9 protein-coding genes are annotated in these 11,688 nt (G+C 71.6%); 5 read left to right on the top strand and 4 right to left on the bottom strand.

Annotation, left to right across the window (positions count from 1 at the left end; genetic code table 11):
* Positions 1–35: 35 nt before the first annotated feature.
* On the bottom strand, positions 36–674 hold the full coding sequence (locus SNOUR_RS13835) for a TetR/AcrR family transcriptional regulator (protein ID WP_229921322.1): 639 nt from the start codon (positions 672–674) through the stop codon (positions 36–38).
* A 316-nt stretch (positions 675–990) separates the two neighbouring features.
* On the opposite strand from SNOUR_RS13835, the gene SNOUR_RS13830 reads away from it, so the two are divergent.
* The 4 genes from SNOUR_RS13830 to SNOUR_RS13815 all read left to right on the top strand — a co-directional run bounded on the left by SNOUR_RS13830 (position 991) and on the right by SNOUR_RS13815 (position 5,348).
* Entirely contained in the window at positions 991–1,959 is a 969-nt protein-coding gene (locus SNOUR_RS13830; RefSeq protein WP_067346855.1) for a tetratricopeptide repeat protein, read from the top strand.
* A gap of 689 nt (positions 1,960–2,648) precedes the next feature.
* A complete protein-coding gene (locus tag SNOUR_RS13825) occupies positions 2,649–3,266 on the top strand; it encodes a DUF6230 family protein (RefSeq protein ID WP_067346853.1) in 618 nt (205 codons plus the stop codon).
* A gap of 233 nt (positions 3,267–3,499) precedes the next feature.
* Positions 3,500–4,063 carry a DUF6114 domain-containing protein gene (locus tag SNOUR_RS13820; RefSeq protein ID WP_067346851.1) on the top strand — a complete coding sequence of 188 codons (564 nt, stop codon included), beginning with the start codon at positions 3,500–3,502 and terminating at the stop codon, positions 4,061–4,063.
* Complete coding sequence (locus SNOUR_RS13815) at positions 4,053–5,348, top strand: hypothetical protein (RefSeq protein ID WP_067346849.1); 1,296 nt, start codon at positions 4,053–4,055, stop codon at positions 5,346–5,348. The genes SNOUR_RS13820 and SNOUR_RS13815 overlap by 11 nt, the downstream gene beginning before the upstream one ends.
* A gap of 112 nt (positions 5,349–5,460) precedes the next feature.
* On the opposite strand, the gene pyk is transcribed toward SNOUR_RS13815, so the two are convergent.
* The 3 genes from pyk to pta all read right to left on the bottom strand — a co-directional run bounded on the left by pyk (position 5,461) and on the right by pta (position 10,375).
* Positions 5,461–6,888: a pyruvate kinase gene (gene pyk / locus SNOUR_RS13810; protein ID WP_039632685.1), complete on the bottom strand. Its 1,428-nt coding sequence runs from the start codon at positions 6,886–6,888 to the stop codon at positions 5,461–5,463.
* A gap of 127 nt (positions 6,889–7,015) precedes the next feature.
* Complete coding sequence (locus SNOUR_RS13805) at positions 7,016–8,251, bottom strand: acetate kinase (RefSeq protein WP_067346846.1); 1,236 nt, start codon at positions 8,249–8,251, stop codon at positions 7,016–7,018.
* Positions 8,252–8,281: 30 nt separating this feature from the next.
* Positions 8,282–10,375 (bottom strand): phosphate acetyltransferase, encoded by a 2,094-nt coding sequence (gene pta, locus SNOUR_RS13800; RefSeq protein ID WP_067346844.1) that lies wholly within the window; start codon positions 10,373–10,375, stop codon positions 8,282–8,284.
* A 272-nt stretch (positions 10,376–10,647) separates the two neighbouring features.
* Between pta and SNOUR_RS13795 the strand changes: the two genes are divergently transcribed.
* Positions 10,648–11,673 (top strand): ATP-dependent 6-phosphofructokinase, encoded by a 1,026-nt coding sequence (locus tag SNOUR_RS13795; protein WP_067346842.1) that lies wholly within the window; start codon positions 10,648–10,650, stop codon positions 11,671–11,673.
* The last annotated feature ends 15 nt before the right edge of the window (positions 11,674–11,688 follow it).

Below are 11,688 nucleotides of genomic sequence, written 5' to 3'. Positions count from 1 at the left end.
GGTGGACGCCGGCCGGGCCGCGGCGGTGGTCGTGACTACGGCTTCAGCCCGGCCAGGCCGGCCAGCAGCAGCGTGGTGAACTGCCGCGCCCAGCCGGTGTCCACCGGCTCCGCGCTGACCAGCAGGCGGTGGACCACGGCCCCGGCGATCACGTCGAAGATCAGGCCCACGGTGCGCTCCGCGGCCCGTTCGCCCTCGGGCCCGCCGGCGTCCGGCGGCAGTTCGCCGCGCGCCTGCGCCCGGGAACGGCCCAGCAGCACCAGCCGTTTCTGCCGTTCCACGATCGCCGAGCGGATCCGCTCGCGCAGCGCGTCGTCGGTCGTGGATTCGGCGACCACCGCCATCAGCGCGGTCTTGGTCTCGGGCCGGGCCAGCAGCGCGCCGAACTGGAGCACCACGCCCTCGATGTCGGACTGCAGGCAGCCCCGGTCGGGGAGTTCCAGTTCGTCGAAGAGGACCGCCACGGCGTCCACGACCAGTTCGCTCTTGTTGGCCCAGCGGCGGTAGAGGGTGGTCTTGGCGACCCCGGCGCGGGCGGCGACCTCGCCCATGGTGAGCCCGCCCCAGCCCACGTCCACGAGCGCGGCGCGGGTGGCGTCGAGGATCGCGTGATCGGTCTCGACGCTGCGGGGGCGGCCCGGGCGGCCTTTCGGGGAGCGGGCGGACTGGTGCATGCCGGCGACCATACCGGCCGGTAGGCGATCCGGACCCCGCCCGGTGGCGCGGTCCGTGAGGGAGATCACCCGGCGGGCGGGGGGAGCCGGGTGCCGGGCGGGGGCGTCGCGAGTTACGCTACGACCTGTAGCGAAAGAGCGACAGCCACTGGCCGTGGGTGGGGACCCATGGCCGCGCACAGCGGCCCCTCGGGGCCGTCCATCGGGCACCGGATCCCCGGCGCGGACCGCACTCCAGCGGGGCCTGCCGGCGGGGCGTGGGCCCGCTTTCCGGATCGCTTTCCGGAACCGGCCGCTCAGGGGGGAGGATGGACCCATGCAGCCACGCAACATGTCCATGAGTGGAGTCGTCGACCTCGCCGCGGTGAAGGCGGCCGGCGAAGCGAAGCAGAAGGCCGAGCAGGCCCGCGCCGAGGCCGCCCGCACGGGCGCGGCGCCGGCCGGTGCCACCCGCCTGGTGTTCGACGTCGACGAGGCGGGGTTCCAGCAGGACGTCCTGCAGCGTTCCACCGAGGTCCCGGTCGTCATCGACTTCTGGGCCGAGTGGTGCCAGCCGTGCAAGCAGCTCGGTCCGCTGCTGGAGAGCCTCGCGGCGGAGTACGCCGGCAAGTTCGTCCTCGCCAAGATCGACGTCGACAGCAACCAGATGCTGTTCCAGCAGTTCGGGGTGCAGGGCATCCCGGCGGTGTTCGCGGTGGTCGCGGGCCAGCCGATCCCGCTCTTCCAGGGCGCGGTCCCCGAGGCGCAGCTGCGGCAGGTGCTGGACCAGCTGGTGCAGGTCGCCGAGCAGCAGTTCGGCATCGTGGGCGCGCCGGTCGACCCGGCGGCGGCCGAGCAGGCCGACGCCCCGGCCCCGGCGCCGGTCGGCCCGTACGACGCGGCGCTGACCACGGCGGCGGACGCGCTGGACGCCGGTGACCTCGGCGGCGCCATCCGCGCCTACCAGAACGTCCTCTCCGACGACCCGACCAACCCGGAGGCCAAGCTCGGTCTGGCCCAGGCCGAACTCCTCCAGCGGGTGCAGGACCTGGACCCGCAGGCGGTGCGCAAGGAGGCCGCGGAGCGCCCGGCCGACGTCCAGGCGCAGATCAGGGCCGCGGACCTGGACCTGGTGGGCGGACATGTCGAGGACGCCTTCGGCCGGCTGGTCGACGCCGTGCAGCGGACGGCCGGGGAGGACCGGGAGGCCGCGCGGGTGCGGCTGCTGGAGCTGTTCGACGTGATCGGCGCGGACGACCCGCGGGTGAGCAAGGCGCGCACCGCGCTGGCGCGCGTCCTGTTCTGAGCCGGCGCGTTCCCCGCCCACCACCCCCCGGGAGACGGCGCTCCGCGTCGAATTCCCCCTCGTGCCGGGTCTTTTCCGGCACATTTCCGTCCCGTCCGGTTCCGTCCTGCGGCAACTCCCGCACACACGTCCGGCAAACGGAGCAGCGGCCACGCTTTACCGAAACTTGGTAAACGTGGCCGCTGTTACTTGGAGTAAGAGCAGGCGGCCAATTTGCCGGATTCTGCTCAGAATTGCCCCTTGTTTGGGCGTCATCAGGGACGACGCTGGGTGCCCGGATGATCTCCGTGTGTCGCGGCGTAGTTATCGGCCCGTTACCCGCAAGTAACGAGGGCCTTGTGCGCCGGGCGGGAATGGACGACGATCGGCCACGCTCGGTCCATTCCCGCAGCCCGGCATCCGGTCGGCGCCGCGGGGTATTTGGGTCCCCACCGAGTGGGTCGGCGGCAGTGGCGCCGACCGCGGACAGGGGGGTCTCTGCCCTTGGGCGGGGCCTGTCCGGTGAGGTTGCGCGAGAGCGTGGCCAGTGGTTGTCGCTCGGGGGTGATCGCCGGTATTCGGATACACGCTGTGCCTCCGAGACGGGCGCTCTCCTTCCCGAGGACGTAGCACTTCTCCCATCCCAGGTACGGCTGCCTTCAACGGAGGCGGCGCGTACCGGAGATGTACGTCCGAGAAGGAGGAAAGTCATGGAGTCCCTGACTCGTGGCGGGACCAGATGGAAGCGGTTCGCCGTCGTCATGGTGCCGAGTGTCGCGGCCACCGCCGCGATCGGCGTCGCCCTCTCGCAGGGTGCCCTGGCGGCGTCGTTCAGCGTGTCCGGCCAGCAGTTCAAGGTCAGCACGGACCGGCTGGACGGCACCGGCTTCGTCCAGTACGGCGCGGTCGACGCCCAGAAGAACGGCACGAACGTCCCGGTGGCGGTCTCGGCGTTCAGCACCGCCAAGATCCGCAACCTGTGCCAGTCCGTCGTCGTGCCGGTCCCGCTCTTCGGCGACGTGTCGATGAAGCTCCAGGCCGGCGGCGGCAAGGACCCGGTGGAGGCCAAGAACCTCTACATCGACCTGGACCAGCTGAACGCGGACGCGACCTTCAACAACATCAACATCGGTGTTGCGGCGGGTTCGACGTCCAAGGGCCCCGGTATCAAGAAGGGCGACAAGGCCGACCCCGGCTCCTTCGCCCAGGAGGCCGACACCGCCACGCTGACCAAGGTGCAGCAGCGTGCCTGGGCCACCACGGCCGGCACCTTCAAGCTCAGCGGCCTCAAGATGAGCGTCAGCAAGGGCAAGAACGAGTGCTACTGATGCGCTGAGCGTGCGGGCGCGGGGAGAGCTGTACGGCGCGAGCCGTTCCCCGTGCCCGTGTGCCCGGTAGCGCTGAAGTGCCTGCAGAACCACCGATTTGCCAGTCCCGAGGAGCCGGACGACATGAGTGACTGGAGCACGGGGGTCTCCTCCCCGGCCGGAGGCTGGGGGAGAGTCAACGACACGTACGCGCGGCGCGGATGTGGGCCCGCCGACCGCAAGGAGGCTGGCGCATGAGCGCGGAACAGCGACCTGAGCCGAACGAGACCCGAGGCGGGAAGCGGCAGGCGTTCCGGGAGTGGCGCGGACAACGCCCGTTCTGGGGCGGACTGCTGACCATCCTGGCCGGCGTCCCGATCATGTATCTCCCCTACGCGAACCTCACCATCGGGTCGCTCACCGTCCGCATGGCGACCACCGCCGGCGCCGGCTCGCTGATCATCGGCGTGCTGCTGGTGGTGCTCGGCCTGACCATGTGGTTCCAGCCGGCCTCGCGGGTCTTCGCGGGCGTCGCGGCGATCCTGCTGGCCCTGGTCTCCCTGGTCGTCTCGAACTTCGGCGGCCTCGTGGTCGGCTTCCTGATGGGGCTGATCGGCGGCGCGCTGGGCGTCTCCTGGGCGCCGGGCGGGCCCGCGCGGAGCGAGGAGGGGCCCGGCGAACCGGACCGCGTCGTCGGGCCGGTGATCGCCACCAACCCCGCGCCGGCGGCCGGTGGCCCCGGGTTGGGCAACGGACTGGACGACCTGTCAGGAACGAGCCCGACCAATGGAAGGAACGGGAGGCACCGTGCCGGGTGACGAGCTGCACGAGGAGGGCGCAGCCGCCGGGGCGAGGGGAGTCCCCCCGCGTCGTCCAGGCGTGGGGGGCGGGCCGAAGCACGCGGCGCCCCGAAAGCCGCTGCTGAGCCGCCTGCATGTGCCCGCGGGCAAGGCGATCGCCATCGCGGCGATGCCGTCCGCCGTCCTCATGGGCATGGGGCTGACGCCCCAGATGGCGATAGCCAAGCCGGCGCCGCCGGAGAGCCCCTTCAGGAACGGCCCCTGCGTCACCGCCCCGGACACGTCCGGTAAGGACGCCAAGGCCAAGGACGGCGCCAAGGACACCAAGGACGCGGCGAAGGGCGGCGGCAAGGACACCGCCGGGGACACCGCCAAGGACGGCACGCCGTCCGCGAAGCCCAGCGCCTCGCCGTCGCCGTCGGCCGGCGAGGACGCGGGGAGCACCAAGCCGGTCGCGCCGTCCGCCTCCGCGACCCCGTCGCCCTCCGCCTCCCCGGAGAAGAAGGACGACGGCGGGCTGCTGGGCGGGATCGGCGACGCGCTCGGCGACCTCTTCGGCGTGCACAAGAAGACCGCGGAGCCGTCCGCCTCGCCGAGCCCCTCGCCGTCCGCGTCCGCCACGAAGTCGCCGTCGCCGACCCCGTCGGCCGGGGGCTCGTCGTCGGACTCCGGTCCCGGCCTGGACGAGGTCACCAAGCCGGTGGGCGACGCGCTGAAGAACCCCTCGAAGGCGGTCAACGACACCGTGCACGGCGCCGTCGGCACGGTCGACAACGCCCTGCCCGGCGGTGGGCTCGACGGCAAGGACTCCAGCGGCAAGCCGGCGTTCCCCTGCGTCGTCGAGAACAAGCAGAAGGGCACGGACGAGCAGACGCCCGACACCCTGCCGAACCTGCCCTGGCACCTGGAGTCCAGCGGGCTGACCCTGCGCGGCCTGGACTACGCGGGGGTGGTCAACGTCATGACCCAGGACGGCCACACCAAGCAGGCCCTGAAGTTCACCGCGGACAGCATCGACATCGGCGATCTGCACCAGATCGTCGACGACCCGGCGTCCGGCAAGCACTACCACGTGCGGTCGACCCCGGGTTCCACGTCCACCATCCGCGGCGGCAAGGTGACGCTGTACACCGAGCGGCTGCAGGGCAACCTCTTCGGGCTGATCCCGATCGTCTTCGACCCGGAGCACCCGCCGCCGCTCAACGTCCCGTTCGCCTACTTCAGCAAGGTGAAGCTGGACCAGGCGGGCCAGTTCGGAGGCAACCTCCACGTCCCGGGCATGCGGGTGTCCATCGAGGACTGACCGGCCCGGCCGGATCCGGTACGACCTTTCCGGGAGCCGCACGAACGGCGGTGGGCCGCCCCCTTGAACCAGGGGGCGGCCCACCGCCGTTCGTGCGTCCGGGGACGGCGCGTCAGGCGCGCTCGCCGCCGAGGTGGTGCACCCGGACCATGTTGGTGGTGCCGGGGACGCCGGGGGGCGAACCGGCGGTGATGATCATGGTGTCGCCCTCGCTGTAGCGCTTGAGCTTGAGCAGCTCGGCGTCCACCAGGTCGACCATCGCGTCGGTGTTGTCGACGTGCGGGACGACGAAGCTGTCCACGCCCCAGCTCAGGGTGAGCTGGTTGCGGGTGGCGAGGTCGGTGGTGAAGGCCAGGATCGGCTGGGCGGCGCGATAACGGGACAGCCGGCGGGCGGTGTCACCGGACTTGGTGAAGGCGACCAGCGCCTTGCCGTCCAGGAAGTCGGCCATCTCGCAGGCCGCGCGGGCCACCGCACCGCCCTGCGTGCGCGGCTTCTTGCCGGGCACCAGCGGCTGGAGGCCCTTGGACAGCAGCTCCTCCTCGGCCGCCTCGACGATCTTCGACATCGTCTTGACGGTCTCGATCGGGTACTGGCCGACCGAGGACTCCGCGGAGAGCATCACCGCGTCCGCGCCGTCGAGGATGGCGTTGGCGACGTCGGACGCCTCGGCGCGGGTGGGCCGGGAGTTGGTGATCATCGACTCCATCATCTGGGTCGCGACGATCACCGGCTTGGCGTTCCGGCGGCACATCTCGACCAGCCGCTTCTGCACCATCGGGACCTTCTCCAGCGGGTACTCCACCGCCAGGTCGCCACGGGCCACCATCACCGCGTCGAAGGCCATCACGACCTCCTGCATGTTGGCGACCGCCTGCGGCTTCTCGACCTTGGCGATGACCGGGACCCGGCGGCCCACCTCGTCCATGACGCGGTGCACGTCCTGGACGTCCTTGGCGTCCCGCACGAAGGACAGCGCGACCATGTCGCAGCCCATGTGCAGGGCGAACTTCAGGTCCTCGATGTCCTTCTCGGACAGCGCCGGGACATTGACCGCGGCGCCGGGCAGGTTGATGCCCTTGTGGTCGGAGATGACCCCGCCCTCGATGACGATGGTGCGCACCCGCGGGCCGTCGATCTCGACGACCTGGAGGGCGACGTTGCCGTCGTTGATCAGGACCGGGTCGCCCTTGGAGACGTCGCCGGGCAGGCCCTTGTAGGTGGTGCCGCAGATGTGCTTGTCGCCGGGCACGTCCTCGGTGGTGATGACGAACTCGTCGCCGCGCACCAGCTCGACCGGGCCGTCGGCGAAGGTCTCCAGGCGGATCTTGGGGCCCTGGAGGTCGGCCAGCACGCCCACGGCGCGGCCGGTCTCCTCGGCGGCCTTGCGGAGGCGGTGGTACCGCTCCTCGTGCTCCGAGTGGGTCCCGTGGCTCATGTTGAAGCGGGCCACGTTCATACCGGCCTCGATCAGCGTCTTCAGCTTCTCGTAGGAGTCGACGGCGGGGCCCAGGGTGCAGACGATTTTGGAACGGCGCATGTCTCGATCCTATCGGTTTGTTTCGGAGCGGAATATTTCGCTCTGCTTCAAAGGCCCTTTAGCCGACGCGAGGCGATGCGAGCGGAGCGAGCGGGTCCCGCTGGGGGATCCGCGGGCCAGCGCCGGACTAGGCGGTGACCAGGGCGTATGTCTGCTGGGCGATCTCCAGTTCCTCGTCGGTGGGGACCACGGCGACCGCGACCCGGGCGTAGTCGGGCGAGATCAGCCGCGGCTCGTCGGACCGTACGGCGTTGAGCGCGGCGTCCACCGCCATGCCCAGCTCCTCCAGGCCCGCGACGGCGGCGGCCCGGACCGGGGCGGCGTTCTCGCCGACGCCCGCGGTGAAGGCCACCGCGTCGACCTTGCCGAGCACCGCGGTGTAGGCGCCGATGTACTTCTTCAGCCGGTGGATGTAGATGTCGAAGGCGAGCGCGGCGCGCTCGTCGCCGCTGTCGATCCGGCGGCGGATCTCCCGCATGTCGTTGTCGCCGCACAGCCCGAGCAGGCCGCTCTTCTTGTTGAGCAGCTCGTCGATCTCGTCCGCGGACATCCCGGCCACCCGCTTGAGGTGGAAGGTCACCGCCGGGTCGATGTCACCGGAGCGGGTGCCCATGACCAGGCCCTCCAGCGGGGTCAGGCCCATGGAGGTGTCCACGCACCGGCCGCCCCGGACCGCGGACGCGGAGGCGCCGTTGCCCAGGTGCAGCACGATCACGTTGATGTCCTCCGGCGCCTTGCCGAGCAGCTCCGCGGTGCGGCGGGAGACGTAGGCGTGCGAGGTGCCGTGGAAGCCGTAGCGGCGGATGCGGTGCGCGTCGGCGGTCGCCACGTCGATGGCGTAGCGGGCCGCGTGCTCCGGCATCGTGGTGTGGAAGGCGGTGTCGAAGACCGCGACCTGCGGGAGGTCGGGGCGCAGCGCCTGGGCGGTGCGGATCCCGGTGATGTTGGCCGGGTTGTGCAGCGGGGCCACCGGCACCAGCCGCTCGATCTCCTTGAGCACCGCCTCGTCGATGACGGTCGGTGCGGTGAACTTCAGCCCGCCGTGCACCACCCGGTGCCCGATCGCGGCCAGCTCCGGGGAGTCCAGGCCGAGGCCGTCGGCGGCCAGTTCGTCCGCGACCGCCTTCAGTGCGGCCTGGTGGTCGGCTATCGGGCCGGTGGTCTCGCGGGTGGCGCCGCCGGCGGCCAGCGGGGTGTGGGCCAGGCGCGAGGTCGCCTCACCGATCCGCTCGACCAGGCCGACGGCGAGCCGGGCCGCGCCGGAGCCGCGCTCCGACCGGGCGTCGCCCATGTCGAGCAGCTGGTACTTCAGCGACGAGGAGCCGGAGTTGAGGACGAGGACGCGGGTGGCTTTGGCAGTCATGAAGGGGCTTTCCGGTGGGGGGGGAGGAGGTCAGGCGGTGTGGCCGGCGCCGGGCTCGGCGCCCTGGGCCTGGATCGCGGTGATGGCGACGGTGTTGACGATGTCCTGGACGAGGGCACCGCGGGAGAGGTCGTTGACCGGCTTGCGCAGGCCCTGCAGGACCGGGCCGACCGCGACCGCGCCGGCGGAGCGCTGGACGGCCTTGTAGGTGTTGTTGCCGGTGTTGAGGTCCGGGAAGATCAGCACGGTGGCCTTGCCGGCCACCTCGGAGTCCGGGAGCTTGGTCCGCGCGACCGCCGCGTCCACCGCCGCGTCGTACTGGATCGGGCCCTCGACCAGCAGGTCCGGGCGCCGCTCGCGGACCAGCTCGGTGGCCTTGCGCACCTTGTCCACGTCGGCGCCGGAGCCGGAGGTGCCGGTGGAGTACGACAGCATCGCGATCCGCGGCTCGACGCCGAACCGCGCGGCGGTGGTGGCGGACTGGATGGCGATGTCGGCCAGCTGCTCGGCGTTCGGGTCCGGGTTGACCGCGCAGTCGCCGTAGACCAGCACCCGGTCGGCCAGGCACATGAAGAAGACCGACGAGACGATCTGGGCGCCCGGCTTGGTCTTGATGATCTCGAAGGCGGGGCGGATGGTGGCGGCGGTGGAGTGCACCGCGCCGGAGACCATGCCGTCGGCCAGGCCCTCCTGCACCATCAGGGTGCCGAAGTAGGAGACGTCCGCGACCACGTCGTAGGCCAGCTCGTAGCTGACGCCCTTGTGGGAGCGGAGCGTGGCGTACAGCTCGGCGAACCGCTCGCGCAGCGCGGAGGTCTGCGGGTCGATGATCCGGGCGTCCGCCAGGTCGATGGCCAGGTCGGCGGCGCGCTTGCGGATCGCCTCCTCCTCGCCCAGCAGCGTCAGGTCGCACACGTCGCGGCGCAGCAGCACGTCGGCGGCGCGCAGCACCCGCTCCTCGGTGCCCTCGGGGAGGACGACCCGGCGGCGGCCGGCACGGGACCGCTCGATCAGCTCGTGCTCGAACATCATCGGCGTGACCCGGCCGGAGCGGGCCACCGAGATCCGGTCGGTCAGCTCCGCGGTGTCCACGTGCCGCTCGAACAGGCCGAGCGCGGTCTCCGCCTTGCGCGGCGAGGCGGCGTTCAGCTTGCCCTCGATGGCGAACAGCTCGGCGGCGGTCGGGAAGGACCCGCCGGGGACCGAGACGACCGGGGTGCCGGGCGCCAGGCGGGCGGCCAGCGCCATGATGTCCGGGCCGGGGCGCTCGTGCAGGGTGAGGAGCACGCCGGCGATCGACGGGGCGCCGGCGCTGTGCGCGGCGAGCGAGCCGATGACCAGATCCGCGCGGTCCCCGGGCGTCACCACGAGGCAGCCGGGGGTGAGCGCCTGGAGGAAGGTCGGCAGCATCGCGCCGCCGAAGACGAAGTCCCGGGCGTCCCGGGCGAGCCCGGAGTCGTCGCCGAGCAGGATCTCGGCGCCCAGCGCCTGCACGATCTGGCCTACGGTCGGTGCGGAGAGCGAGCCGTCCTCGGGGAGCGCGTAGCAGGGCACCGGCAGTCGGGCGGCGAGCCGCTCGACGATCGCGGTGCGCTGCTCGGGCGCGACGCGGTTGACGACCAGCGCGACGACGTCGCAGCCCAGCGTGGTGTAGGCGCGGTAGGCGTTGCGGGCCTCGGCGCGCACCGACTCGGCCTCCTGGCCCTGGCCGCCGACGACGGGTATCACCGCGGCACCGAACTCGTTGGCCAGCCGGGCGTTGAGCGCCAGCTCGTCCGGCAGGCTGGTGCCGGCGTAGTCCGAGCCCAGCACGAGGACGTACTCGTACTCCCGGGCCACCTGGTGGAAGCGGTCCACGAGCCGGGAGACCAGCTCGTCGGTGCCGCGCTCGGCCTGGAGGGCGGCGGCCTCCTCGTAGCTGATGCCGTAGACGGAGTCGGCGGGCTGGGCGAGGCGGTAGCGGGCCCGCAGCAGCTCGTACAGGCGGTCGGGGCCTTCGTGGACCAGCGGGCGGAACACTCCCACCCGGTCGACGTGGCGGGTCAGGAGCTCCATGACTCCCAGCTCGACGACCTGGCGTCCGTCGCCGCGGTCGATACCGGTCACGTACACGCTGCGGGTCACGCGTGGTCTCCGTCCATTCGATGGCCGCGAGGCACCTGCTCGCGAGTTTTCCCTGCTCACAAGGTCGAAATGAGCCATTATTCTGGGCTTGCCCCTCTTGACAATACCTGCGCGGATGGCTAAGTCGCTCTCCCAGTTTCCCTGTGGGGGTCGGGGCGGGGACAGTGGGGGTGGTCCCCTCATGCGGCCGGGGTCGGGGTTGCACCGACGGGCCCGTGAAACAATCGGACCGGCTCACACGAACCGACAGCGAGCACAGGAGACACAGCACGATGCGTATCGGAGTCCTCACCGCGGGCGGCGACTGTCCCGGCCTGAATGCTGTGATCCGGTCCGTCGTCCACCGCGCCCTCACCGGCCACGGAGACGAGGTCATCGGTTTCGAGGACGGCTTCAAGGGCCTGCTCGACGGCCGCTTCCGCAAGCTCGACCTGGACGCGGTCAGCGGCATCCTCGCCCGCGGCGGCACCATCCTCGGCTCCGCCCGCCTGGAGCGCGCCCGGCTGCGCGAGGCGTGCGAGAGCGCCAAGGACTTCTCCCGCGAGTACGGGATAGACGTCCTGATCCCGATCGGCGGCGAGGGCACGCTCACCGCCGCCCGGATGCTCGCCGACGCCGGCATGCCGGTGGTCGGCGTCCCCAAGACGATCGACAACGACATCTCCTCCACCGACCGCACCTTCGGCTTCGACACCGCTGTCGGCGTGGCCACCGAGGCGATCGACCGCCTGAAGACCACCGCCGAATCGCACCAGCGGGTCATGGTCGTGGAGGTCATGGGCCGGCACGCGGGCTGGATCGCGCTGGAGTCCGGGATGGCCGGCGGCGCCCACGGCATCTGCCTGCCGGAGCGCGAGTTCGACGTCAACGACCTGGTGAAGATGGTCGAGGAGCGGTTCGCCCGGGGCAAGAAGTTCGCGGTGGTCTGCGTCGCCGAGGGCGCCCACCCGCTCGCCGGCACCATGGACTACAAGAAGGGCGCCATCGACCAGTTCGGCCACGAGCGGTTCTCCGGCATCGGCACCGCCCTCGCCCACGAACTGGAGAAGCGCCTGGGCAAGGAGGCCCGCCCGGTCATCCTCGGCCACGTCCAGCGCGGCGGCACCCCCACCGCCTACGACCGGGTGCTGGCCACCCGCTTCGGCTGGCACGCGGTCGAGGCCGCGCACCGCGGCGACTTCGGGAAGATGACCGCGCTGCGCGGCACGGAGATCGTCATGACCCCGCTGGCCGAGGCGATCACCGAGCTCAAGCGGGTCCCGGCGGACCGCATGGACGAGGCCGAGTCGGTCTTCTGACCGACGCCGGAGTCA

This window comes from Streptomyces noursei ATCC 11455 (assembly GCF_001704275.1).
Lineage (GTDB): Bacteria > Actinomycetota > Actinomycetes > Streptomycetales > Streptomycetaceae > Streptomyces > Streptomyces noursei.
This window is presented reverse-complemented; position numbering and strand designations above follow the sequence as displayed.

What these genes read in the sequence shown, in the direction of transcription:
- SNOUR_RS13825 (WP_067346853.1), top strand. Translation starts at nt 2,649, where the DNA reads ATGGAGTCCCTGACTCGTGGCGGGACCAGATGGAAGCGGTTCGCCGTC.
- SNOUR_RS13795 (WP_067346842.1), top strand. Translation starts at nt 10,648, where the DNA reads ATGCGTATCGGAGTCCTCACCGCGGGCGGCGACTGTCCCGGCCTGAAT.
- pyk (WP_039632685.1), bottom strand. Translation starts at nt 6,888, where the DNA reads ATGCGCCGTTCCAAAATCGTCTGCACCCTGGGCCCCGCCGTCGACTCC.
- SNOUR_RS13805 (WP_067346846.1), bottom strand. Translation starts at nt 8,251, where the DNA reads ATGACTGCCAAAGCCACCCGCGTCCTCGTCCTCAACTCCGGCTCCTCG.
- SNOUR_RS13820 (WP_067346851.1), top strand. Translation starts at nt 3,500, where the DNA reads ATGAGCGCGGAACAGCGACCTGAGCCGAACGAGACCCGAGGCGGGAAG.
- SNOUR_RS13835 (WP_229921322.1), bottom strand. Translation starts at nt 674, where the DNA reads ATGCACCAGTCCGCCCGCTCCCCGAAAGGCCGCCCGGGCCGCCCCCGC.
- SNOUR_RS13830 (WP_067346855.1), top strand. Translation starts at nt 991, where the DNA reads ATGCAGCCACGCAACATGTCCATGAGTGGAGTCGTCGACCTCGCCGCG.